Origin of the sequence: Actinopolymorpha cephalotaxi (genome assembly GCF_013408535.1) — a bacterium.
In the GTDB taxonomy this organism is placed as follows: domain Bacteria; phylum Actinomycetota; class Actinomycetes; order Propionibacteriales; family Actinopolymorphaceae; genus Actinopolymorpha; species Actinopolymorpha cephalotaxi.
Genome location: NZ_JACBZA010000001.1, coordinates 6,615,306 through 6,637,797, shown reverse-complemented (window position 1 = coordinate 6,637,797; position 22,492 = coordinate 6,615,306). Strand labels below are relative to the sequence as shown.

At 72.2% G+C, this 22,492-nt stretch carries 23 protein-coding genes; 8 read left to right on the top strand and 15 right to left on the bottom strand.

What is annotated here, in order from left to right:
- Window positions 1–46: 46 nt before the first annotated feature.
- Both FHR37_RS29700 and FHR37_RS29695 read right to left on the bottom strand, forming a co-directional pair.
- Window positions 47–1,180 (bottom strand): cytochrome P450, encoded by a 1,134-nt coding sequence (locus FHR37_RS29700; RefSeq protein WP_092885980.1) that lies wholly within the window; start codon window positions 1,178–1,180, stop codon window positions 47–49.
- On the bottom strand, window positions 1,177–1,869 hold the full coding sequence (locus FHR37_RS29695) for a class I SAM-dependent methyltransferase (RefSeq protein ID WP_092885978.1): 693 nt from the start codon (window positions 1,867–1,869) through the stop codon (window positions 1,177–1,179). Before FHR37_RS29695 ends, FHR37_RS29700 begins: the two co-directional genes overlap by 4 nt.
- 123 nt (window positions 1,870–1,992) lie before the next feature.
- Here FHR37_RS29695 and FHR37_RS29690 point away from each other — a divergent pair, with 123 nt between their 5' ends.
- The 6 genes from FHR37_RS29690 (at window position 1,993) to FHR37_RS29665 (ending at window position 6,707) form a co-directional block, all read left to right on the top strand.
- On the top strand, window positions 1,993–3,591 hold the full coding sequence (locus FHR37_RS29690; protein WP_092885976.1) for a serine hydrolase domain-containing protein: 1,599 nt from the start codon (window positions 1,993–1,995) through the stop codon (window positions 3,589–3,591).
- Window positions 3,588–4,211: a GNAT family N-acetyltransferase gene (locus FHR37_RS29685; protein ID WP_092885974.1), complete on the top strand. Its 624-nt coding sequence runs from the start codon at window positions 3,588–3,590 to the stop codon at window positions 4,209–4,211. Before FHR37_RS29690 ends, FHR37_RS29685 begins: the two co-directional genes overlap by 4 nt.
- A 1-nt stretch (window position 4,212) precedes the next feature.
- A complete protein-coding gene (gene sigJ, locus FHR37_RS29680) occupies window positions 4,213–5,106 on the top strand; it encodes an RNA polymerase sigma factor SigJ (RefSeq protein WP_237768958.1) in 894 nt (297 codons plus the stop codon).
- Window positions 5,103–5,570, top strand: coding sequence for a carboxymuconolactone decarboxylase family protein (locus FHR37_RS29675; protein WP_092885970.1), 468 nt, complete (start codon window positions 5,103–5,105; stop codon window positions 5,568–5,570). Before sigJ ends, FHR37_RS29675 begins: the two co-directional genes overlap by 4 nt.
- Before the next feature lie 147 nt (window positions 5,571–5,717).
- Window positions 5,718–5,915 (top strand): hypothetical protein, encoded by a 198-nt coding sequence (locus FHR37_RS29670; RefSeq protein WP_092885968.1) that lies wholly within the window; start codon window positions 5,718–5,720, stop codon window positions 5,913–5,915.
- A 54-nt stretch (window positions 5,916–5,969) separates the two neighbouring features.
- Window positions 5,970–6,707: a GntR family transcriptional regulator gene (locus tag FHR37_RS29665; protein WP_092885966.1), complete on the top strand. Its 738-nt coding sequence runs from the start codon at window positions 5,970–5,972 to the stop codon at window positions 6,705–6,707.
- 3 nt (window positions 6,708–6,710) lie between these two features.
- Here the strand turns inward: FHR37_RS29665 and FHR37_RS29660 are convergent, their stop codons facing one another.
- The 3 genes from FHR37_RS29660 to FHR37_RS29650 all read right to left on the bottom strand — a co-directional run bounded on the left by FHR37_RS29660 (window position 6,711) and on the right by FHR37_RS29650 (window position 10,085).
- Window positions 6,711–7,703 carry an N-acetylglucosamine kinase gene (locus tag FHR37_RS29660; protein WP_175542663.1) on the bottom strand — a complete coding sequence of 331 codons (993 nt, stop codon included), beginning with the start codon at window positions 7,701–7,703 and terminating at the stop codon, window positions 6,711–6,713.
- Between the two features lie 19 nt (window positions 7,704–7,722).
- The gene (locus FHR37_RS29655; RefSeq protein WP_092885962.1) at window positions 7,723–9,240 is read right to left on the bottom strand and encodes a DUF4127 family protein; all 1,518 of its coding nucleotides are present in this window, start codon (window positions 9,238–9,240) and stop codon (window positions 7,723–7,725) included.
- A 119-nt stretch (window positions 9,241–9,359) separates the two neighbouring features.
- Complete coding sequence (locus tag FHR37_RS29650) at window positions 9,360–10,085, bottom strand: N-acetylmannosamine-6-phosphate 2-epimerase (RefSeq protein ID WP_092886291.1); 726 nt, start codon at window positions 10,083–10,085, stop codon at window positions 9,360–9,362.
- 452 nt (window positions 10,086–10,537) lie between these two features.
- On the opposite strand from FHR37_RS29650, the gene FHR37_RS29645 reads away from it, so the two are divergent.
- Entirely contained in the window at window positions 10,538–11,569 is a 1,032-nt protein-coding gene (locus tag FHR37_RS29645; RefSeq protein ID WP_092885960.1) for a sigma-70 family RNA polymerase sigma factor, read from the top strand.
- Here FHR37_RS29645 and FHR37_RS33570 read toward each other — a convergent pair.
- A complete protein-coding gene (locus FHR37_RS33570) occupies window positions 11,480–11,890 on the bottom strand; it encodes an STAS domain-containing protein (protein WP_378079810.1) in 411 nt (136 codons plus the stop codon). The two genes, FHR37_RS29645 and FHR37_RS33570, sit on opposite strands and share 90 nt — an antisense overlap.
- Window positions 11,891–12,128: 238 nt before the next feature.
- On the opposite strand from FHR37_RS33570, the gene FHR37_RS29635 reads away from it, so the two are divergent.
- The gene (locus tag FHR37_RS29635; protein ID WP_092885956.1) at window positions 12,129–12,614 is read left to right on the top strand and encodes a DoxX family protein; all 486 of its coding nucleotides are present in this window, start codon (window positions 12,129–12,131) and stop codon (window positions 12,612–12,614) included.
- Here FHR37_RS29635 and FHR37_RS29630 read toward each other — a convergent pair.
- The 9 genes from FHR37_RS29630 to FHR37_RS29590 form a co-directional block, all read right to left on the bottom strand.
- Window positions 12,550–13,557 carry a sigma-70 family RNA polymerase sigma factor gene (locus tag FHR37_RS29630; protein ID WP_092885954.1) on the bottom strand — a complete coding sequence of 336 codons (1,008 nt, stop codon included), beginning with the start codon at window positions 13,555–13,557 and terminating at the stop codon, window positions 12,550–12,552. The genes FHR37_RS29635 and FHR37_RS29630 overlap by 65 nt on opposite strands.
- Window positions 13,558–13,624: 67 nt before the next feature.
- On the bottom strand, window positions 13,625–13,873 hold the full coding sequence (locus FHR37_RS29625; RefSeq protein WP_092885952.1) for an acyl carrier protein: 249 nt from the start codon (window positions 13,871–13,873) through the stop codon (window positions 13,625–13,627).
- A complete protein-coding gene (locus tag FHR37_RS29620; RefSeq protein ID WP_202818252.1) occupies window positions 13,870–15,471 on the bottom strand; it encodes a 2-oxo acid dehydrogenase subunit E2 in 1,602 nt (533 codons plus the stop codon). The genes FHR37_RS29625 and FHR37_RS29620 overlap by 4 nt, the downstream gene beginning before the upstream one ends.
- 34 nt (window positions 15,472–15,505) lie before the next feature.
- A complete protein-coding gene (locus FHR37_RS29615; RefSeq protein ID WP_092885950.1) occupies window positions 15,506–16,495 on the bottom strand; it encodes an alpha-ketoacid dehydrogenase subunit beta in 990 nt (329 codons plus the stop codon).
- A gap of 7 nt (window positions 16,496–16,502) precedes the next feature.
- On the bottom strand, window positions 16,503–17,600 hold the full coding sequence (gene pdhA, locus FHR37_RS29610) for a pyruvate dehydrogenase (acetyl-transferring) E1 component subunit alpha (protein ID WP_202818251.1): 1,098 nt from the start codon (window positions 17,598–17,600) through the stop codon (window positions 16,503–16,505).
- Window positions 17,597–19,429, bottom strand: a complete 1,833-nt coding sequence (gene acsA / locus FHR37_RS29605; protein WP_092885948.1) for an acetate--CoA ligase — start codon at window positions 19,427–19,429, stop codon at window positions 17,597–17,599. The genes pdhA and acsA overlap by 4 nt, the downstream gene beginning before the upstream one ends.
- A gap of 35 nt (window positions 19,430–19,464) precedes the next feature.
- Window positions 19,465–21,018: a bifunctional aminoglycoside phosphotransferase/ATP-binding protein gene (locus FHR37_RS32795; RefSeq protein WP_202818250.1), complete on the bottom strand. Its 1,554-nt coding sequence runs from the start codon at window positions 21,016–21,018 to the stop codon at window positions 19,465–19,467.
- An 8-nt stretch (window positions 21,019–21,026) separates the two neighbouring features.
- Window positions 21,027–21,449, bottom strand: coding sequence for a CBS domain-containing protein (locus tag FHR37_RS29595; RefSeq protein ID WP_092885944.1), 423 nt, complete (start codon window positions 21,447–21,449; stop codon window positions 21,027–21,029).
- Window positions 21,450–21,507: 58 nt separating this feature from the next.
- Window positions 21,508–22,281 carry a sigma 54 modulation/S30EA ribosomal C-terminal domain-containing protein gene (locus FHR37_RS29590; protein WP_092885942.1) on the bottom strand — a complete coding sequence of 258 codons (774 nt, stop codon included), beginning with the start codon at window positions 22,279–22,281 and terminating at the stop codon, window positions 21,508–21,510.
- Between the last annotated feature and the right edge of the window lie 211 nt (window positions 22,282–22,492).

Here is a 22,492-nt window from a genome sequence, read left to right as displayed (position 1 = left end):
CTTGCCTCACGCAGAGGTACTTAACCTCCCATTTGGGTCACCGGTGTCACCAGCGCACCGGAAGCTCGGCCCAGCCGCCGGTGAGCAGGTGGCTGCGCGGGCGCAACCGGTCCGGCGGGACGGCCAGCCGCAGGTCCGGGAACCGCGTGAACAGGGTCCCGAACAACGCGGTCAGCTCGATCCGGGCCAGCGGCGCGCCCACGCAGAACCGCGGTCCGTGGCCGAACGTCACGTGCGGGTTGTCGGTCCGCCGTACGTCGAAGTCCGCCGGCTCGGGGAACCGCACGGTGTCCTGGTTGGCGTCGCGCAGGTCCAGCACCACCAGGTCGCCGGCCGCGATGGTGACGTCGCCCACCTCGATGTCGGCGTTGGCGTACCTCGGCAGGCCGGCCGCGCCCTCCTGCTCCGCGCCGGGATTGGGCAGCCCGAACCGCAGGATCTCCTCCACCACCCGGGACACCGCCTCCGGACCGCGGTCCAGTTCGGCGATCTGCTCGGGGTGGGTGAGCAGCAGGACGACGCCGGAGTCGATCGCGGTCACCGTCGTCTCGTGGCCGGCGAACAGCAGCCCGGCGCCGAGCTGGGCCGCGCTGTCGGTGTCGTACGCCGGACGGCCGTCCACCTGCGCGGTCAACAGGTCGCTGAGGACGTCCTCGGCCGGCTCGGCGCGGCGGCGTTCGACCAGCTCGCGCATGTACGCGTGCAGGGCGGCCATCCCGGCGGCGGAGCGCTGCCCGTCGGTCATGTCGCCCACGTCGTCGGACCAGCGGCGGAAGTCCTCCCGGTCCTCGTACGGAACGCCGAGCAGCTCACAGATCACCAGCGCCGGAAGGGGAAACGAGATCGCGTCGTGGAAGTCGGCCGGCTGCGGGCGGGCGGCGAGGTCGTCGAGGAGCTCGGCCACCACGGCGTCCACCCGTGGGCGCAGCAACGCCAGCCGGCGGGCCGAGAACGACTTCGCCAGCAGCCGGCGCATCTGCCGGTGCTCGGCCACCTCGGTGGGCCGGGCCTCCTCGGGGCCGAGGACCTGCGCGTCGGAGAAGCGGGCCGCTCGGTCGGGCTCGGGGTGCGACCGGCCGAGGCGCGGGTCGGCGAGCAGCCGCTTCACGGTGTCGTAGCCGGTGACCAGCCAGGCCGGGTCGCCGGCGGGGCTGGTCACCTTCTTCACATCGGCAGTCATCGGGGTCCTCCGGTTCGGGTGGCGGTGCCGAGGATGTGCGGGCTGGAGGGCGAGGGCAGCGGCCCGTCGGGGAACCGGAACCGTTCCACCCGGTTCACGGCGAACCCGGCCGCCTCGATGCCGGCGAGGGTGTCGCGGGACAGGTGGCAGCCGCCGGCCAGCGCCGGCCACACCGTCGCGTCGAGAACACGTTGCAGTCCACGCAGGCCACGCAGGTCGCGGCCGTCGGCGCGGACGTGTTCGAGGAAGCGGAGCTGGCCGCCCGGCCGGATCACCCGGTGCAGCTCGGCCAGCGCCGCCCGCTGGTCGGGTACGGAGCAGAGCACCAGGCAGACCACCGCGGCGTCGAACGCCCCGTCCGCGCCGGGGACGTGCTCGGCGGTGCCGTCCACCAGCGCCACCGGCACCGGCGCGTGGGCGGCGTTGCGGACGGCGTACCGGAGCAGGCTCGGCTCCGGCTCGACCGCGAGCACCCCGGCGACGTCGGCGGGGTAGTGGGCGAAGTTCAGGCCGCTGCCGGACCCGATCTCCACCACCCGGCCGGTCAGCCCGGCGAGCAGTTGCCGGCGGCGGCCGGCCAGCCCGGCGCGGTCCATCGCCGGCGCGAGTCGCGCGTACACCCGGGCGAACAGCGGATGCCGGACCAGTCGCCCGGTCCGCCGCTGCCACCTCTTCGGTCGCGCCCCCATCGCTGTCCACTATGACGCAGCCACGCTCCGTCGTAACCCCCGCGAGCGATCACGACTCACCCCTGGGAGGGAACGTCCGGAAATATCGGGCTGGTGCTGGGACGCGGTGCATAGGATCCCCTCGTGATCCGGCGTACGGCAGGCACCCGCGCGGTGTTCGTGTTCGCGGCCCTCGCGATCCTCGCCGCGCTGCTCACCCTCGCCGCCCTGGCCGTCGTCGCCGGGGCCACGTCCCGCCCCGCGTCGGCCTCGCCGTCCGCGGCGCCCGCGGGCTCACCCGACTTCCCCGCGATCGACCGGTTCGTGCGCAACCAGCTCTCCGCGCAGGCCATTCCCGGTGCCGCGCTGGTCGTCACCCACGGACCGGACGTGGTGCACGTACGCGGCTTCGGCCACACCTCGGCCGGTACGCCGGTCACCCCGCGCACGCAGTTCCGGCTCGGGTCGGTGAGCAAGTCGTTCACCGCGACGGCCGTCCTGCAACTGGTGGACGCGGGCCGGATCCGGCTGGACGACCCGGTGCGCACGTACCTCCCGAAGTTCGCCGTCGACGACCCGCGCGGCGCCCGGATCACGGTGCGCCACCTCCTCAACCACACCAGCGGCCTGAGCGACCAGGGCTTCCCCGAGCAGACGCTGCCGGCGCCGCACGACCTGGCCGAACGGATCATCAGCCTGCGCACGGCCAAGCTGACCAGTGCGCCGGGGACCGAGTTCCACTACTTCAATCCCAACTACGACGTGGCGGCGCGCATCGTCGAGGTGGCGAGCGGGCAGCCGTTCGCGACCTACCTGCGCGAGCACGTGTTCACACCGCTGCGGATGAACGACACCCTGCTCGCGTACACGAAACTGATCCCGTCGAACGCACCGCGCCTGTACCGCGGCTACGCACTCGCCTTCACCCGCCCGGTCGTACGGCCGGAACCCGACGGCTTCCTCGGCGGCAACGGCGCGGTGGTGTCCACCGCCGCCGACCTCGGCCACTGGCTGGCGATGCAGAACTCCCGTGGCCGGTACGCCGGACGTCAGGTCGTCTCCGCGGCGAGCCTCGAGACCGAGCACACCCCGCCGACCGGGCCGACCGGGCCGGCTGGGCCGCCTGGGCCGACCGCACCGACCGGCCCGGGTGGCGCGGCCACGACGTACGCGATGGGCTGGACGGCCGAGCGGCCCGAGGGCGGACAGCCCCGGCTGACCCACAACGGCGTCCTGTCGACCTACTACGCCGAGCAGGCGCTGGTCCCCGGCACCGGCTACGGCGTGGCGCTGATGTTCAACACCTCCAACGGGCTCGTGCCCTACCACGCGATCACCGAGGGCGTGCTGGCCCAGCTCGAGGGGCGCGAGCCGGCGTCGGTGCAACCGCCTATGCGGCTGGTCGAGTACGCCCTGGCGGCGCTCACCGTGCTCACCCTGCTGGTCCGCTGCTGGGAGATCCTGCGCGCCGGGGCCTGGGCGCGGCGCCGCCGGACGCGCCCGCTGTGGCGGGTCGTTCCCGGCATGGTCTGGCTGGCCGTCCCGGCGGTGCTGCTGGCCGGGCTGCCCTGGCTGGTGGGCAGGTTCGCCGGCCGGGTGTTCACCCGGGAGATGCTGTTCTGGTCGATGGTGACGGTGCACCTGTGGCTCGGGGTGGCCGCGGTCACCGGCCTGGTCCTGATCACGATCCGCGTCGCGGCCCTTGTCCGTACGAAGTCCGCACCCACGCCGGAGGCACCATGAACGACGTCGCATGGCAGGCTGGCGCGGTGCAGCACGACCCCACTCGCCTCACCGTCCGCCCGGCGCGCGCGGAGGACGACGCCGCCCTGCTCGCCATCGACGGCGCGTCCTGGACCCCGACGTCCGGGTTCCCCTCGCTGCAGGGCGAGACCCGGACGTCGTTCTTCGACGACCGCAACACCCCCGACCTGCACCTGGTGGCGGTGTCGAACGGCTCGCTGGCCGGATACGTCCGGATCACCCCGATGGTCCCGTTTCCCGAAGGCGCACACGTGCTGGGGATCTACGGCTTCGCGGTCACCCCGGCCGCCCGTGGGCAGGGGGTCGGGTCCGCGCTCCTGCTCGCGGCGCAGGGCTACGCCCGCGGTCGCGGTGCGCGCAAGCTCAGTCTGCGGGTGTTCGGCACCAACACGACCGCGCGCCGGCTGTACGAACGGCACGGGTTCGTGGTCGAGGGCACCCTGCGCGCGGCGTTCCTGATCGACGGCGAGTACGTCGACGACGTGTGGATGTCGAAGTTCCTCGACCCCGAGGATGACCCCGGTGACGCCGATGGTCCCGGTGACCCCACCGGCACCGCGTCCGCTGTCACACCGGCGGAGGCCCGACCGTCCTCCTGACGTGGAGTACGACACCTCTGCTCGCGCATCCCGGACCGACGAGCTCGCGGCCGAGTTCACCGCCCTGCGACCGCGCCTGCTCGGCGTCGCGTACAGCCTGCTCGGCAGTCTGGACGAGGCCGAGGACGTGGTGCAGGACGCCTGGCTGCGGCTGACCCGTACCGACCCCGAGAAGGTCGACGCGATCCGGGACCTCACCGGCTGGCTCGTGGTCACCGTGTCCCGGCTGGGTGTGGACGCGCTGCGTTCGGCCCGCAGACGGCGCGAGGAGTACGTCGGGCCGTGGCTTCCGGAGCCGCTGGTGACCGGGGACCCGGCCGACCGGGTGACCCTGGACGAGTCGATGAGCCTGGCCATGCTGGTCGTCCTGGAGTCGCTGAGCCCGGCCGAACGCACGTCGTTCGTGCTGCACGACGTGTTCGGCTGTGAGTTCACCGAGGTGGCCCAGGCCGTCGGGCGTACGCCGGCCGCCTGCCGGCAACTCGCCGCCCGGGCCAGGAAGCACGTGGCGGCCCGCGCGCCGAGGTTCGAGGTGGACACGGAGGCACACCGCGACGTGGTGGCCGCGTTCGCCCGCGCCTGCGAGGGCATGGACCTGGCGGCCCTGGTCGAACTGCTCGACCCCGACGTCGTCCTGCGTACCGACGGCGGGGGCCGGGTGCTCGCGGCCCGGCGGCCGGTCGTCGGCGCCGAGAAGGTGGCCCGCTTCCTGGTCCGTACGGCACGCAGTCTCGGTCCGCCGCGGCAACGGCACGTGCTGGTCAACGGCCGGCCCGGGCTGCTGCGCTACCGCGCCGGGCGACTGGACAGCGTCGTCGGGCTGACGATCGCCGATGGCCGGATCACCGAACTCGACGTCGTCCGCAATCCCGAGAAGCTGAGGAGCATCCCATGAAGCGCCGCATCGACATCATGGAGCACGCCGGGGAAGGCGTCCGCGCCATGCGCCAGGTGGAGAGGTTCGTACGGGAGAGCGGGCTGCCGCCCGCCATCTTCGAGCTGGTCAAGATCCGGTCCAGCCAGATCAACGGCTGCGGCTTCTGCCTGGACATGCACATGCGCCAGGCGAAGGCGGCCGGCGAGACCGACGAACGGCTGTGGTCGGTGGGCGCCTGGCGGCACACGCCGTTCTTCTCCGACGCCGAACGCGCCGCGCTCGCCCTGACCGAGGAGGCCACCCGGCTCGCCGACCGCGGGGAGACGGTGCCCGACTCCGTGTGGGACGAGGCGACCCGCCACTTCGGCGAGCCCGAACTCGCCGGGCTGATCTTCGCGATCTCCCACAGCAACGCCTGGAACCGGATCATGGCGATCACCCGGACCCCACCGGGGGGACTGCGCACCGCCACCGCGAGCTGACCACCGGCAACCGCCGATCCGCGGCTCCGAAACCTCCCGTTCCGGCCTTCGGCCGGCTGTTCAGCGGTAGTGCCCGCGGCGTGGGATCATCGACCACTCGTCGGCACCGCGGGCCCCCTGCCCGCCCCGGGAACAGGAGCTCACCACATGAGGATCGTCGGGGTCATCGTGGCCATCTGGCTGCTCATCGGCGTCGTCGCCGTCGCCCAGCGGGGCTACTTCAGCGGCTCGGAGCAGAACTGCGCCAAGGCCGGCACCATCGCGTTGACCGTGGTCGCCGGGCCACTCAACTACGTGGGCGCCAACCCCAAGGTGAAGTGCGAGCTGCCGCAGCCTTCCTCCTAGGCCGCCCCTAAGGTTTCCCTGCAGGCGAACCAACGCGGCAGGGAGGCGATCGGCGTGGCGGATGCTGAGCGTACTGAGCCCGGCGGCGGCACGGTCGCCAAGTACGCCACGGTCCGCGCACATCTGCTCGACCTGATCCGCGACCGGCTCGAGCCGCACGAGCGGCTGCCCACCGAGCGCCAACTGTGCGCCGACCTCGGCGTGAGCCGGTTGACCGTACGCCGGGCCGTCGAGCAACTCGTCGGCGAGGGCGTCGTCTACCGCATCCAGGGTTCGGGCACCTACGTCGCCGAACCCTCCATCCGCAAGCGCGAGTTGCTGTCCTCGTTCAGCGACGACATGCGCACCCGGGGCCTCGCGCCCGGGGCGAAGCTGTTGCGCGCCGAGCAGGTCGTCGCCGGCGCCCGGGAGGGCTGGCGGCTCGGCGTCAGCCCGGGCGAGCCGCTCGTCCACCTGGTCCGGCTCCGGCTGGCCAACGCGGTGCCGATGTGCCTGGAGGACGTCTGGCTGGTGGCCGGTCTCGTGCCGGACCTGCTGGACTCGCCGGTGGAGGGTTCGCTGTACGAGACGCTGCTCGCCCGCTACCGGATCACCCTCGACCGGGCCGAGCAGGAGGTACGCGCCACCGTCGTCGACCGCGAGCAGGCCGCGTTGCTGGAGGTGCCCGCGCTCACCCCCGCGCTGCTGGTGGAGCGGGTGACCTACGACGTACGCGGGCGTGCGGTCGAGCTGGCCCGGTCGCTGTACCGCGGCGACCGGTACAGCCTGGAACAGACCCTTCGCCGCCAGTAGTACCTACCCGTGGGTGCGGCCGTGGCCGTTGCCGGTGGCGAGCAGGACGGCGCCGTCCAGGCCGTCTCCGACGGGATCGACCACGCGAGTCTGCGGGATCTCGGCCGCGACCCGCCGGCGCCACGGGTCCCGCACCAGGTCGGCCACCCCCATCAGCCCGCCCGCCCACGACACCGCCACCGTGCCCGGCTCAGCCGCCGGCTGCTGGTCAGCGGTCAGCTCCAGGTAGCGGCTCACCGCGGCGCGGGTCGTACCCACCAACGCGGCCACACCGTCGCGCCAGATCCCCACCGCCACCGGGTCACCGGCCCGGGCCGCCTCGGCCACCTGCCGGCTGAACCCCGCCACGTCGGCCACCGTCGCGCCGGTCCCGTAGAGCCGGCGCGGCAGCCCGTCCAGGGGCCCGAACCGGTCCACCGCGGCGGCGGCGAGCGCGGTCCGCGGCCCCCGTCCGTCGTACGCCGCGAGTGCGGCCCGCAGTCCATGCCGGCCGACCGCGAACCCGCCGCCCTCGTCCCCGAGCAGATGACCCCAGCCGTCGACCCGCGCGGTCACCCCCGCACCCGCACCCGCACCCGCACCCGCACCCGAGCCGTCACGATCGCCGGTCCTCGCCAGCGCCACCACGCCGGTACCCGCGACCACGACCACGCCGGGCGCCCCGCCCAGCGCGCCGAGGTGCGCGGTCACCGCGTCGTGGGCAATGCGTACCTCCACCTGCCCCGCTCCCAGCAGGTCCGCCACTCCGGCCTCGATCCGGCGTACCTCCTCGGGCCGGTGGTCACCGGTCAGGCCCATGCCGACCCGGTCGACCGGCTCGCGCCCGGCCGCGGGCAGCCGGTCCCAGGCCTGCTTCACCAGCGCGAGTACGGTCGCCGCCGGGTCACCCGCGTCGTAGTCGAACCCGCCGGCCGTCGCCGTCGCCGTACTCCCGTCCGGCCCGACCACCCGCAGCCGCAGGCCGGTCTGCCCGCCGTCGACCGCCGCGATCCTCACGCCACCCACCTTCGCGTCCTCACGTGCGCGGCACCAGGTCGAAGTCGATCTCGAACGTCCGCCCCCACGGCAGCCGCGGCGACGTGACCAGCCACCGGCGCGCGTCGGCCCCGCCCAGCTGCTCGGCCACCTCCGGCAGCCGCTTCGCGCAGCGCTCCAGGTAGCTCTCGACGTCGGCCTGGTCGGCGAAGGGCACGGACATGTGGTCACCGTACGGCTGTTCCTGCGCCAGCTCGCCGCGGACAACCGCCTGGTACGCGTAGTCCTCCACGATCCGGTGCCACCGCAGCCGGCTCTGCGCGATCTCGTCGACGCCGCCACGACGGTGCCCGACGACGTGCGCGACCAGCGCGGCCACCACCGAGCCGACCGTGTTGCCCGCGGTGTTCCAGCCGCCGTACGCCGTGATCCGGTCCAGCACGCCGCGTTCGGCGAGCGCACGGACCAGGGCGGGATCGGCCCCGTTGACGTACCGCACGTCGGCCACGCCGACACTGCTGCCCGCCTCGACCAGTTCGGCCACCCGATCCACGACCGCGTCCACGACCGCCTGGTCGGTGGCCTCGCCGCGGCGGGTCTGATCGCCGCGACGCGGATCCGGCGCGTGCACCACGATCACCGCGTCCGCGTCATCATGCTCTCCCCCGAAAGGCACGACCTCGGCACCGGCGGCGGCGATCTGCCGGGCGACCCCCGCGGCGATCGGGACGTTCTCGTACGGCGCGATCCGGTCCGCACCGCCCTCCTCGCGGAACTCGACCGCGATCCGCACCTCCTCCTCTACCTGCTCACCGTCGGCCAGGGCGCGGGCCACGAGCACCGACCCCACCTCGTCCGCGCCCGGATACATCAGCACCCGGGTGCCCAGCCCGGTCGCCGACACCCAGTGCCGCAGCCAGACCTGCTCCAGCGAACCCGCCGCCCGCGGCGCGGTGTCGTCGGCGGTCACCAGCAGCGTGTCCAGCGTTCCCCGCCCGGCCAGGCCGAGGGTGAACAGGTCGACGGTGTGGTTGCGCAGCCGCCGCAACCAGAAGTCGGCCTGTACGTCGGCCGGCACCGCCGCGGTCAGCCGCTCACGTTCGTGCGGCTCGCCGAGGAACTCCCGGTGCAGCGCACCACCCAGGTCGTGCAGTTCGACACCGTGCCGGGACCAGTACTCCGGTTCCTCCGCCGGGCTGTACGAACGCGACGCGCGCATCACCGTCGTCACCGCGGTGATCGGCAGCCGGGGATGACGGGGCCGGATGCGCTCCAGCACCGCCAGCCGCTCCACCACCGCCGAAGCCGCGTCCTGGGTCGTCCGCGAACCGATCAGCCCGCCGTACCCCAGCGTGTCCAGCGACACCACGAGCGCGTCGACCTCACCGGCCACCTCCGCCAGCCAGCCGGCCAGCTCGTCGGCGCGTCCGGGCGTCCGCATCCGCGGCAGCAGCTCCGCCGGCGGGGTGAGCACCTCCGCGCCCGCGATCGCCGCGATGTGCGCGGGCAAGGTCGCGTTGACGGGTCGCTCGTCCAGGGGCAACAACGCGATGCGCATGGGAATCCCTTCCAGGGTTCAGGAAATCAAGCTTCTCCGACCGACCGCGGGGCGCACCGGCCACGGAGCACGGAGCACGGAGCACGGAGCACGGAGCACACCCTTCACGAGCACACCCCTCACACGCCGCGGGGCGCACCGGCCGCGTACCGGCGGGTCAGCGAGATCGGGTCGGTGATCGCCGTACCCACCACCACCGTCCACGCGCCCGCCTCGAAGGCCGCCCGGACCTGCTCGGGCCGGTCCACCCGCCCCTCCAGGACAGCGCGCACCCCGTGCCGGGCGAGGTCGGCCACCAGGGCGAGGTCGGGGCCGACCCGGGAAGCCGAGGCACGGGTGTAGCCGGACAGGGTGGTACCCACCAGGTCCGCTCCGGCCGCCCACGCCGCCAGGCCCTCCTCCAGGGTGGCGACGTCGGCCATCACCGGGCGGCCGAGTTGCTCGCGAACGGCCCGGATCAGGCCGGCCGCCTCGTCGGCGCTCGCGCGGTTGTCGGGTACCGCCTCCAGCGCGATGATGTCGGCGCCCGCCTCGGCGAGCGCGGCGCAGTCGGCCAGCGCCGGGGTGATGAACGGACGGTGCGCACCCACGTCGACCTTGCGGATGCCGATGACGGGCAGCTTGATCCGTGCCCGCACCGCGCGCACGTCCGCAGCCGACTCGACGCGTACGCCGACCGCGCCGCCTGCCTCCGCGCATGCCGCGAGCCGTGCGATGACATCCGGGTCGGCCAGCGGATGGCCGGCACCTGCCTGACAGGACACCACCAGTCCGCCCTCGAGCGCCCGCACCGCCGGGCTCACCGCTGCACTTATCTCGGGGGTCACCTCGGGGCCGGTCGCCATCCGCACTCCGTCCACTCGTCGTCCACGCCCGGACGAAAAGGCCAAGACAAAGGACAGTACCAATGCCTGATCGGCCGACCAGGTGGGCAGCGCAATCACGCGCCAATTGATCCGGACCTTTATGCAGCTCTCCGAACCTCCCGGGTGGACTGGGTCCCCATGGACCGGGGTCACCGGCGCGGCGCATGCGATGTCCCCCTCCCCGCGGCGCCGATCCCCGCGGCCCCGATCCCCGCGGCCCCGATCTCTGCTGACCGCGCGTCACTTCGTCGCCGGGATCGCGACCGGCGACCTCAGGTAGTGCGCTTTGTCGGACCCGGCCGTTACGATGCCCAGACGTTCGTGTCCGGGGCCTGGATCCGGTGTCGGCGCGGATCGAGGCTGCTGCTCAATGCTGCTCACCACTGCTCGACGCGGCCGGGGATCGACGCTGATCGACAGGAGTACATCCGATGACCGAAGCCGCGACCGGCGTGACAGCGACTGGCGTGACAGCGACCGCCGTCCGCGAGGTGCCACGCAACGCCGCCGAACTCGAGGCGAGCCTCGAACGGCATCGGACCGAGCTGACCGGCTACTGCTACCGCATGCTCGGCTCGGGGTTCGAGGCCGAGGACGCCGTGCAGGAGACGCTGGTCCGGGCGTGGCGGGCCTTCGACCGCTTCGAGGGGCGGGCCGCGTTCCGCTCCTGGCTCTACCGCATCGCCACCAACGTCTGCCTCGACCTGCTGAACGGCCGCAACCGCCGGGCCCGGCCGATGGATCTCCAGGCCGCCTCCACCGCGTCCGCACCACTCCCGGGCGCGCTGCCGGAGGTGACCTGGCTGGAGCCGATCCCCGACGGCCGGGTGGTGGCCGAGGACGCCGACCCCGCCGAGGTGGCCGCCCGCCGGGAGACCGTACGCCTCGCGTTCGTGTCCGCGTTGCAGCACCTTCCTCCCCGCCAGCGGGCCGTGCTGATCCTGCGTGAGGTGCTGGAATGGCACGCCAACGAGGTCGCCGAACTCCTCGGCACCACGGTCGCGTCGGTCAACAGCGCCCTCCAGCGCGCCCGCGCCACACTGGCGTCCGCCAACGTCACCGAGTCCGACGTGTACGCGCCGCTGAACGACGAGCAGCGCGACCTGCTCAAGCGGTACGTCGACGCGTTCGAGCGCTACGACCTGGAGTCCCTCACCTCGTTGCTGCGCGAGGACGCCACGCTGTCGATGCCGCCGTTCGACCTGTGGCTGCGGGGACACGCGGAGATCCAGGCGTGGATGGTCGGCACCGGCAGCGGCTGCCGCGGGTCGCGGCTCCTGCCGACCGTCGCCAACGGCTCGCCCGCCTTCGGTCAGTACCGCCCGGCCGCCGACGGTGGCTACGAGCCGTGGGCCCTGCAGGTCATCGAGATCTCAGGGGGCCGGATCGTCGGGCTGAACAACTTCCTCGACACCGACCGGTGGTTCCCGTTGTTCGGGCTGCCGCCGCGACTCGACCCCTGAAGCACCTTCGATCCCTGAACCACCGTCGGCTGGCTCCATCCGCATGCCTGCCGGCAACGACGGCACCACGTCGGCCAGTCCGACCAGCGCGATCAGCCGGCGTAATCCGCACGGGGCATGCCGCAGCCACAGGCGGCGGCCGAGCCGGCCCGCGGTCAGCTGCAACCGGGCCAACGCCTCCACCGCGACCGCATCCGACTCGGTGAGCCCGGCCACGTCGCAGATGACGCTCCGGCCGGGTCGTTCGCCCAGCAGTGCCGCGAACCGCGCGCACAGATCCGGGATCTCCGACCGCTCGATCGGTCCCTCCAGGAAGACCACCACCGCCCCACCCGCAGCAGCGTCCGGCGAAGACCGTTCGTCATCGTCGGTTCGCCCTCGTGTTCCCCACCCGTCGTCCACGATCTCTTCGACCCGCCGACCGTCCGCAACTCATCGGTCACCCAGCTTGGATCACACCGATGAGTTCCGTGGATCGCCGTCGTCAAAGCTCACGAAGACCCAGGAGCGGCCGGAGCTACCGGCACCACGGGCGCAGACGGCGGAGCCGGAGGAAGCCATGAGCACGACAGCGAACGCCCCCACCCCCTCGGCGGAGCGAGCCGGTCACCGACCGGGCCGCCGGATGAACGTCACGCTGTGGGTGGTGCAGGCGCTCACCGCCGCCTTCTTCCTGGCGAGTGGGGTACCGAAGCTCATCGCCCACCCCTCCGCGACGGTCATCTTCGACAAGATCGGCTTCGGCGACTGGTTCATATACCTCACCGGCAGCCTCGAGCTCGCCGGTGCGATCGCGCTCCTCGTCCCGTTACTTGCCGGCCTGGCCGCCCTCGCGTACATCGGCCTGATGGTGGGCGCGTTCATCACCCAGGTCACCGTCATGGACGGCAAGAACGCCGCCACCCCGGTGATCGTCGCGGTGGTCGTCGGCTTCATCGCCTGGGGGCGCCGCGGCAGCACCGGGGAACTCTTCCGCCGTGTCAGTCCCGGCGCAGCGGGAGGCCGGCGAACGGGAACATCTTCTCCGTATCCAGGAACGCGTTGATCGCCGTCACCGCACCGTCGGCGACCTCGATCACCTGCAGAGCGAACGCGACGTAACCACCGGCCGGGTCCCGTCGGTACTGACCGAACGCCGGTGAGCCGTTCACCGCGACCGGGACCAGCAGGGAACCCGCGCACCCGATCCCGGGACCGCTCATCCAGGTGGTGATCTCCGCCGGACCGTGCACCCACAGGGCGTACGGCGGCATGGACAGGGTGGCGTCCTCGTGCAGCAGGGCCACCAGAGCGTCCATGTCGTAGCGTTCGAACGCGTCGACGTAACGCGCCAGCAGCTTCTTCTGGCCCTCGTCGTCCATGCGTACCGGCTCGGCGGAGGTCACGTCGATCGCCTCCAGCGTCGCCCGAGCACGCTGCAGGGCGCTGTTGACCGACGCCACGGTGGTGTCGAGGAGTTCGGCGACCTCGGCGGCCCGCCAGCGCAGCACCTCCCGCAGGATCAGCACGGCGCGCTGGCGAGGCGGCAGATGCTGCAGCGCGGCCACGAACGCCAGCCGGATCGACTCGCGCGCCAGGGCCACCTCGGCCGGGTCGCCCGACGCCGGCACCACCTGCCCGTCAACCACGGGTTGCACCCACACGGCGTCCGGGAGCGGCTCACCGAGAGCGAAGTTGTCCGCCGTCTGCGCCGGCCCGAGATCCATCGGCCGGGCTCGGCGCTTTCGCCCCTCGAGCGCGTCGAGGCACACGTTGGTGGCGATGCGGTAGAGCCACGAGCGCAGCGAGGCCCGCCCGTCGTACCGGTCGTGGTAACGCCAGGCCCGCAGCATGGTGTCCTGCACGGCGTCCTCGGCCTCGAACGCCGAGCCGAGCATGCGGTAGCAGTAGCCGGTCAGCTCGACCCGGTGCCGGTCGAGCACACCGCCCAGCTCCCCCTGCTGGTCGCGCGCCACCCGCTGATCACCTGTAGCCACGGAACTGGTCATGTCACGTCCTCGCCGATACCTTCGTCGTGGTCGGTGGGAACACCGTAGGCGGGCCCACCGACATGCGTCACCGGTCGCCGCCGTCCGCGAGAAACCGCACACACTCGGTCATGGTGGCGAGACGCGGATAGTCGTCCTCCTCGATCCGGCGGCCGGCGCCTTCGCTGAGCTGAACCACGAAGTTCTCGAAGTCCAGCGAGTCGAGTTCCACCGTCTCCCGTAGGGGCGCGTCCGGGTCGAGTTTGCCCACATCCACCTCCGGCGCCGTCTGCCGCAGCGCCGCCAGCACCACACCCCGCGCTTCCTCCGGCGTCATCCCACGACCCCCCGTTCCCCCGGCACTTCGGGGCGTGCGACCAGGCGGGCGATCTCGGCCAGGAACCGCCCACCGATGCTCCCGTCGCTGGCCCGGTGGTCCGCCGAAAGCGTGGCGGTCACCGTGGGCCGGACCCCGAGCATTCCCCCTTCCGCCCAGGGACGTTCGACGACCCGCCCGAACCCGACCAGTGCCACCTGGGGCGGGTAGATGACGCCGTACACGCTGTCCACACCGAGGTCCCCAAGGTTGGTGACCGTGAGCGTGCCGGCGGCGAGTTCCGCGCCGCGCAGACGGCCCGAGCGTGCCCTGCCCACGAGGTCGCGCAGGCGGGCCATCAGCGTTTCGAGCGGTACTCCGGCCACGTCGAGCAGAGCGGGGGTTATGAGCCCACCGCCGCGGACCGAGACAGCGACACCGAGGTTCACCTCCGGCGCGGGCTCGAACCGGTCGTTCCGCCAGAAGCCGTTCATCTCGGGTACGCGATCGGCGGCCAGCGCCGTCGCCTTCAACAGCACGGCCGCGGGAACGATCCGCTCCTCGACCGGCAACTCCAGGTTGCGGCCGCGAAGCCAGCCGAGCGCCTCGGCCAGGTCGATGGTCGTACTGAGGTAGTAGTGCGGGATCTCCCGCTTCGAACGCGCCATCAACCTGGCGGTCGTCGCCCGCATCGCGGCGATCCGGTCGCGGGCCCCGGCCTGCAGGTCTCGGGCGCCGGCAGGCCGCCGCGGTGCGGGGAGGGCGGGCGCCTCGACGGGGCGCTCACGCATCGGCTCGAGGACCGCCTCGCGGATTGCCTCGCTGGGCGGCGCTTCCACTTCGCGCGCGTGTGCGGTCCGCACGTCCACCGCCCGGATCGCCCCGCCCGGCCCCGTTCCATGGATCGTGGCTGGGGCGACGCCTAGTTCGGCGGCCAGCCGGGCCGCGTACGGGGATATCCGGATCCCGCGCGCCCGCTCACCAGGTCGCGGTACGGGTTCGGGGCGCGGCGATACCGGCTCCAGTGGCACCGGCTCCAGTGGCACCGGCTCCAGTGGCACCGGCACCTGTGGCACCGGCACCTGTGGCACCCGCTCCTGTTGCACCGGCTCCGGTGGCGCCGGCTCGCGGCGTCGCGACACCTCGGCGCCGGCGGCCCGCTGTACATCCGCCCGAGTGATGGCGCCGCCCCTGCCCGTACCGGTCACCTGCGCGAGGTCGACACCCAGCTCCTGGGCGAGCCGACGCACCAACGGACCGGTAGGCGCTCCGCGGGGCGCCTTACCGGTACGGCCCCGCTCCCGCCGAGCAGGTCTGCCACCTCCTTCGCCGGCCCGCTCGCGGAGCTCCGCCGGCAGCGGTCGCAGCGTCGCCAACGGCGTACCCACCGGGACAGACCGGCCCGTTGGAACCAGGATCTCCTCGACCACGCCCGAGTGCAGACACTCCGCGTCGATGTCGGCCTTCGCGGTGTCGATGACCGCGACGACGTCCCCCTTGTGCACCGTGTCGCCGGGGCCGACGAGCCACTCCGTCACCGTGCCGCTTTCCATGTCCGCCCCGAGCACCGGCATCGTGAACGACGTCGTGCCGACTCCACTACCGGCGCCGGTGCCCACGCCGCCGGCTCCATCGCGGACGCCGCACCCGCCACTACCGGCCATCGCCGACCGTCCTCCGCGCCGCCGCCGCGATCGCCACCGGCCCCGGCAGGGCTGCCTCCTCGAGGTGCCGGGCGTACGGCAGCGGAACCTCCGCCGTGCACACCCGTTCGATCGGGGCGTCGAGGTCGTAGAAGGCCTGCTCGACGACCCGGGTGCTGATCTCCGCCGACACGCTGCCTGAGCGCCACCCCTCGTCGACGACGACCAGGCGGTGCGTATGCCGGACGGAGTCCAGGATCATGGCGTCGTCGAGTGGGCGGAGAGTACGCAGGTCGATCACCTCGGCGTCCACACCGTCGCGGGCCAGGTCCTCCGCCGCCTCCAGGCAACGCGGCAGCATTCCGCCGTACGTCGCCACGGTCACGTCCCGGCCGGGCCGGCGGACCAGCGCTCGGTCGATGTCGACCGGGCCGGCGTTCTCGTCGATCTGTGCCGCGGCGTTGTAGAGCGAGCCGTGCTCGAACACCAGCACCGGATCCGGATCGCACAGCGCGGTCCACAGCATGCCGCGCGCGTCCTCCACGGTCGCGGGAGTGAGGATCCGCAACCCCGGAATGTGCGCGTACCAGCCTTCCAGGCTGTGCGAATGCTGCGCCGCGAGCTGACGTCCCGCCCCGGTGGTCATCCGGATCACCACCGGGACGTTGAACTGTCCACCCGACATGTGCAGCAGCGTCGCCGCGTTGTTCACGATCTGGTCGAGCGCGAGCAAGCTGAAGTTGACGGTCATGATCTCCACGATCGGTCGCATGCCATTCATCGCAGCGCCGATGCCCGCTCCGACGAACGCACCCTCCGACAGCGGCGCGTCCCGGATCCGTTCGGGTCCGAACTCCTCCAGCAACCCCAGGCTGACCGCGAAACAGCCGCCGTACCGGCCGACGTCCTCGCCCATCAGGAACACCCGGTCGTCACGCCGCAGCGCGTCGCGGATCGCGGCCCGCATCGCCTCGCGGTAGGTGAGTTTCACCAGTCCCATGGTCGCCTCAGCTCTGCGCCGGTTCGGATTCCGGGGCCCGCCGCTGTCCCGATTCCGACGGCTGTCCCGATTCCGACGGCCGTACGGATTCCGGTACGGGCCGCTGCTCCGGGTCCGGAGTGGACCGCCGCTCGGAGTGGACGAACCTGGTCAGGTTCTCGACCGGTTCCAGCGGTGCCGACCCTGCCACCGCCACCGCCCGGTCGACCTCCTGGTCGACCTCGCGTTCGAGCGCCTCGAGATCACCCGCGGCGAGGTCGCCGGTCGCCCGCATCCGGTCGGCGAGCGCCTCGATCGGGTCACGTTCCTTCCACCGCTTGATCTCACCCTTGTCGCGGTACAGGTCCGGGTCGTACATCGAGTGCGCGCGGTACCTGTAGGTACGCAGCTCCAGGAAGCAGGGCCCGCCGCCGGCTCGGACCACCTCGACGGCGCGCGCGGCGGCGTCGCGTACGGCGAACACGTCCATGCCGTCCACCGGCCACGCCGGCATGCCGTACGAACTGGCACGCAGGGCCAGGTCGGTGTTGGAGTGCGAACGCGCGAGTGCGGTTCCCATGGCGTACAGGTTGTTCTCGCAGGCGAACAGCACAGGCAGCCGCCACAGCGTCGCGAGGTTTGCGCACTCGTGGAACACTCCCTCCGCGAACGCGCCGTCGCCGAAGAAGCACGCCGTCACCTGCCGGCGGCCCCGCATCGCGTCCGCGAGCGCGAGACCGACCGCGACGGGCAGGCCGCCACCCACGATGGCGTTGCCGCCGTAGAACCTGCGTTCGCCGTCGAACAGGTGCATCGAGCCGCCCCGGCCGCCGCTGCAGCCGGTCCGCCGGCCGAACATCTCGGCCATCACCGCGTCCATCGGAACACCGCGCACCAGAGCGTGGCCGTGCTCGCGGTATGTCGACACCACGGCGTCCTCCGGGCGCAGCATCGGGATCACGCCGGCCGCGACCGCCTCCTCGCCGACGTACAGGTGGAGGAAGCCACGGATGTCGCCGGTGGTGTACAACTCGAAACAGCGGTCCTCGAACCGCCGGACCCGCACCATGTCGCGCAGTAGCACCCGGCGCTCCTCGCTGTTCAACCCGCTCTTCGCTTCGATCACAGTCGCTCCAACGTCGAGGTGTCGCCCTCGGGCAGGCCCAGCTCGCGGGCACGCAGCAGGCGCCGCATGACCTTTCCGCTACGGGTGTGCGGGAGGCTCGCCGCGAACTCCACCTCGCGGGGAGCGACGGCACCGAGCTTCCGCCGGCCGTACGCCAACAGGTCCAGCCGCAGGTCGTCGTCCACCTGCACTCCCGGACGAGGCGTCACGAACGCCTTGACGATCTCGCCCGCGACCGGGTCGGGTCTGCCGATCACACCGACCTCGGCGACGGCGGGGTGGCCGAGCAGGACACTCTCCACCTCGAACGGCCCGACCAGGTGACCGGCCGACTTGATCACGTCGTCCGCCCGGCCCACGAACCAGTAGTAGCCGTCGGCGTCCCGCCGGGCGAGGTCGCCGCTGAGGTACCACCCGCCGGCAAAGCAGGCCGCGTAGCGCGCGTCGTCGTGGACGTACCCGCGAAACATCGAGGGCCAGCCCGGCCGTAGTGCGATCTCTCCGACGACGTCGATTTCGGTGACCTCGCCGACCTCACCGTCCACGACCCTCGCCCGGCCGTCCTCTCCCCGAACGAGCAAGGTCGCGTTGACACCGGGAATCGGCCGTCCCATGGATCCGGGGCGCACCGCCAGGTTCGCGAAGTTGCCGATCATGATGGCGCCGGTCTCGGTCTGCCACCAGTTGTCGTGTACGGGCTGACCGAACGCCTCCTCACCCCACCGGACGACCTCCGGGTTGAGCGGTTCGCCCACACTTGCCACGAACCGCAGCGCGGACAGGTCGTGGGCGCGGGCGCGTTCGGCGCCGTACCGCATCAACATCCGCAACGCGGTGGGCGCGGTGTACCAGACGGTCACGCGTTCGTTCTCCAGCAGGGAGTACCACCCGCGCAGGTCGAACTCGGCCTCGTCCACGACCATCGTCACGCCGTGGGTGAGGGGTGCGACGATGCCGTACGAGGTGCCGGTCACCCAGCCCGGGTCGGCCGTACACCAGTAGACGTCGTTCTCGTGCAGGTCCAGGGCGAACACCGCGGTGGCGTGGTGGGCCACCACCGCCTCGTGAACGTGTACGGCACCCTTCGGGCGACCCGTCGTACCGCTGGTGAAGTGCAGGAGCGCGACGTCCTCGGGGTCGGTCGGCGGGATCTCGAAGTCGTCGGGTTCGTCGAGGAGTGCCGTCCGCAGGTCGATCCGTCCGGGACCACCCGCGCCGGCGTCGCCCGCGCCGCTCCCGGAAGTGTCGACCGCGGCGCCCACCAGCAGTACGTACTCCAGGTGGGGCATCTCGCCGACGACCGGCGCCACCTTGCGCTCGTACAACCGCGGCGTGGTGACCAGTACTCGCGCCTCCCCGATTCGCATCCGCTCCCGCACCGGCTCCGGTCCGAACGCCGAGAACAGCGGCGCGAACACACTGGTGTTCTTCCACGTGCCGAGCGCGGCTACATAAAGCTCGGGAACCCTGCCCAGCAAGGAGAAGACGCGGTCACCCCGTCCCACTCCGACTCGGCAGAGCAGGTTCGCGAACCGGTTGCTGCCGGTCGCCAGGTCGGCGTAGGTGTGGTCGGTGACGTTCCCGTGCAGGTCCCGGCACCGCATGGCGACCTTTCCGGCCAGCGGTCCCTCGGCGTGCAGATCGACCGCCTCGTACGCAATGTTGAGGCCCCGACCGCCAGGAAGCCCGGACATCCGGTCCCGGGCGACCTGCCAGGAGAAGCCCCGGCGGAGCCGGTCGTAGTCGTCCGCGCGGGAACGAGGCGCGGGCACAGGCGGCACAGTGGGCACCCGAACGGTTCCGGCCGCACGTTCCGCCTTCGAGGTCATCGACCTCCCCCTTCCGCCTTCCGGCCCTGAGCAGGTCACCGGCCAACCCCCGTCCCTGACCGAGCACCGCCCCGGCCAGCACCTCGAGCACCATCCCGGGCAGCACCCCGGACGGCGGTCCAGACGGCCTCCACCGCGTCCTCGGGGCGGCCGGCGCAGTCGATCTCCACGGCCTCCTGCCACGGCGCGTACGTACGTTCCATCCGCCGCGCCACCTCCACCGTCGCCTCGGACAGGTCGCCCACCCGCTCACGGATCCGCCGCTCACCGACGTCCGCCGGGGCCACACACCGGACCTCCGTCAGCGTGCTGGACGTGTCCCGGGCGAGCCGTCTCGCCGCGTCGCGTTCGGCGGCGTCGTTCCAGGTGGCGTCGAGAACGACCGAATCGCCACGAGCGAGGAGCCGACGTGCGCGAGTGAGCAGTTCCCGGTACGCGGCGTGCGCCCGCGCCGGCGTGTACCGGCCACGTTGGTACCCCGACTCCCCACGTGGAGCGTCCGCCTCCCCACGGGGAGCGGGCAGCCGCGGCCCCCGTTGCTCGCGGCGGATCTGGTCGGTACGCAGCACGACCGCGCCGAGCCGGTCCGCGAGCGCACCGGCCACGGTCGACTTGCCGGTACCCGGCAGCCCGCCCACCAGCACCAGCCGTACCTCCCCCGCCCGCAGGTGGTCCAGCGTCAGGGCGGCCAACTGCCGTGCCGTCGCCCGGGCCGGCGCCATCCCCTGCGCGTAGCGCAGGCAGGCCACCTTCGCCCGGACGAACGCCCGGTACGCCACGTAGTGGTGGACCAGGGACGCCACCGGCAGCCCGCCGGTGAACTCGCCGTACCAGCCGAGGAAGCTCTCGGCCAGGTCGGGCGCGCCCAGGCGTTCCAGGTCCATCGCCAGGAACGCGGCGTCGTCGACCCCGTCCACGTACCTCAGCGCGTCGTCGAACTCCAGGCAGTCCAGCACCCGCGGCCCGTCCGGCAGGCAGAAGACGTCGTCGGCCAGCAGGTCGCCGTGCCCGTCGACGACGAGCCCCGCACGTGCCCGCGCGTCCAGCAGGGCACCCCGCCCGCCGACGTACCGCTCCACGAGCCGGCCGATCTCGCCCACCGTCCCCGGATCCAGGACCTCGCCCACGAACGGTTCGGTCCCGGCCAGGTTGTCGCGCCACCGGCGCAGCAGCGCGGCGGGCCGGCCGCCGGCCGCCACCTTCGCGTCGTGCGGAGCGCGGGCGTGGAAGGCGGCCAGCAGCCGGGCGAGTTCCCGCAGGTCGTGGCGTACGTCCACACCGGCCTCGACCAGCGTCGACAGCCGGCGCGCGGACGGCATCCGGCGCATGACGAGCACCCAGTCCCGGGTGTTGCCCGCGTCGTCGACGAGGTGGTGAACGCCGAGGTAGACGTCCGGAGCGAGCCGCCGGTTGAGCTCCATCTCCCGGCGGCACGCCTCCTCCCGGGCTCGCACCGTGGTGAAGTCGAGGAATCCGAGGTCGACCGCCTTCTTCACCTTGTACGCCCGGTCGCCGACGAACACCACCACCGCGGAATGGCTCTCGGCCAGCGCAGCGGAGGAGAAGTCGGCCGTACCTTCTCCGCCCAAGGTTTCGCTCAGGTCTTCGCGGCCGAGACGACCTCGACGAAGTGACTCACCTGGTCTTCGCTCAGATGGCGGCCGAGGTCCACCTCACTGATCATGCCGACCAGCCGGTGGTCCTCGATCACCGGCAACCGGCGGATGTGGTGTTCCTCCATCAGCCGGAGGACGTTCTCGATGTCGTCGTCGGCGCTCACCGTGAACGTCGATCCCTGCGCCAGCTCGCCCGCCGTCATCACCGCGGGGTCACCGCCGGCGGCCACGCACTTCACCACGATGTCCCGGTCGGTGATGATTCCGTGCAGCCGGTCGTCGTCGCCGCAGATCGGCAGTGCGCCGATGTTCAGCTGGCGCATCCGGCGGGCGGCATTCTGCAGGTTCTCGTGTTCGCCGACACACTCCACTCCGGCGTGCATGATCTCCCGTGCGGTCGTCATCTCGAACCTCCTTGTTCGTAACGGCTTCTCCGTCATTCCGCTGCGGCGTTCCGCTCCGTCACTCCGCGCTGATCAGGCCGTAGTGGCCGTCGTAACGCCAGTACATGACCCGTCCCCGCCCACTCGCCGGGTCCAGGTAGAAGACGAACGGTTCACCGCCCGCGTCCAGCCGTTCCCGCGCGGCCGCCTCGCTCAGGGTCGGCGGCTCCATGTCCCGTGGCCCCAGGTCCACCCCGCCCTGCATCCCGCTCCGGACGATCACGGCGTCCTGTCCGGTCTCCCGGTCCGTGTACAGATAGAAGTCGTGGTCGAGGACGTCCATCTCGTACGCCGCCTCCTCCGCCGTCAGCGGCACCAGCGCGAACGTCTTACGGCGTACGACGGTCCGTTCCTCGACCTGGCGCGGGAAGTGCGACTCCGGGCGGCGGGGCTGGTCACCGTGCCGCCACTCGTGCTCGGCCGCCTCGCCGGTCCAACGGTGGCGGGTACGTTCCCGGTCCCGCAGGCGTACCAGCCGGCGACGCAACCGGTCCTTCATCAGGTCGGCAGCCTCGAATGCGTCGTGTCCGCTGACCACCGCCCGTACGGGTACGCCGTCGACGTCCAGGCCCACCTCGACCCGAACCGGCTGGTCCTGGGCAGGGTTCTGGGAGACGACAACCACGACATGCGCGTACAAGGCACGTGCACGGGTGGCCTCCAGGACACTCTCGACCTTGCGGACGGCGTACGCGGCGGCCTCCTCGGGCACCTCGCCCCGGACGGTCAGCTCGACCGGCGTACGCTCCACGGCTCCCGGTGCCGCCGTCGACCTGTGTGCTGATCTGGCCATCGGTCCCCCTCGGCTCGCGTCCGATCCGACCTGCCCCCGGCCTGCCCCCGTCTTCGGGCCCTCACCAGCACGCTCGCCGGTCCGCACGTCACAGGCCAGGGACGAAGGTCACCCAGGATCAACCGCGACCGCTTGTCAGCGGCTCGCCGACGGACTTTCGCCACTGTGATTTCCCGCCGTACGGGCATTGGATCGAATTCGATCCCCGATC

Excerpts from the sequence above, each read along its gene's own strand:
- FHR37_RS29675 (WP_092885970.1), top strand. The coding sequence starts at position 5,103 with ATGAAGCGCCGCATCGACATCATGGAGCACGCCGGGGAAGGCGTCCGC.
- FHR37_RS29695 (WP_092885978.1), bottom strand. The coding sequence starts at position 1,869 with ATGGGGGCGCGACCGAAGAGGTGGCAGCGGCGGACCGGGCGACTGGTC.
- FHR37_RS29595 (WP_092885944.1), bottom strand. The coding sequence starts at position 21,449 with ATGACGACCGCACGGGAGATCATGCACGCCGGAGTGGAGTGTGTCGGC.
- FHR37_RS29700 (WP_092885980.1), bottom strand. The coding sequence starts at position 1,180 with ATGACTGCCGATGTGAAGAAGGTGACCAGCCCCGCCGGCGACCCGGCC.
- FHR37_RS29590 (WP_092885942.1), bottom strand. The coding sequence starts at position 22,281 with ATGGCCAGATCAGCACACAGGTCGACGGCGGCACCGGGAGCCGTGGAG.
- FHR37_RS29685 (WP_092885974.1), top strand. The coding sequence starts at position 3,588 with ATGAACGACGTCGCATGGCAGGCTGGCGCGGTGCAGCACGACCCCACT.
- FHR37_RS29670 (WP_092885968.1), top strand. The coding sequence starts at position 5,718 with ATGAGGATCGTCGGGGTCATCGTGGCCATCTGGCTGCTCATCGGCGTC.
- FHR37_RS29650 (WP_092886291.1), bottom strand. The coding sequence starts at position 10,085 with ATGGCGACCGGCCCCGAGGTGACCCCCGAGATAAGTGCAGCGGTGAGC.
- FHR37_RS29630 (WP_092885954.1), bottom strand. The coding sequence starts at position 13,557 with ATGACCAGTTCCGTGGCTACAGGTGATCAGCGGGTGGCGCGCGACCAG.
- FHR37_RS29615 (WP_092885950.1), bottom strand. The coding sequence starts at position 16,495 with ATGGGACTGGTGAAACTCACCTACCGCGAGGCGATGCGGGCCGCGATC.
- FHR37_RS29645 (WP_092885960.1), top strand. The coding sequence starts at position 10,538 with ATGACCGAAGCCGCGACCGGCGTGACAGCGACTGGCGTGACAGCGACC.
- FHR37_RS29655 (WP_092885962.1), bottom strand. The coding sequence starts at position 9,240 with ATGCGCATCGCGTTGTTGCCCCTGGACGAGCGACCCGTCAACGCGACC.
- acsA (WP_092885948.1), bottom strand. The coding sequence starts at position 19,429 with ATGACCTCGAAGGCGGAACGTGCGGCCGGAACCGTTCGGGTGCCCACT.
- FHR37_RS29625 (WP_092885952.1), bottom strand. The coding sequence starts at position 13,873 with ATGACGCCGGAGGAAGCGCGGGGTGTGGTGCTGGCGGCGCTGCGGCAG.
- FHR37_RS29635 (WP_092885956.1), top strand. The coding sequence starts at position 12,129 with ATGAGCACGACAGCGAACGCCCCCACCCCCTCGGCGGAGCGAGCCGGT.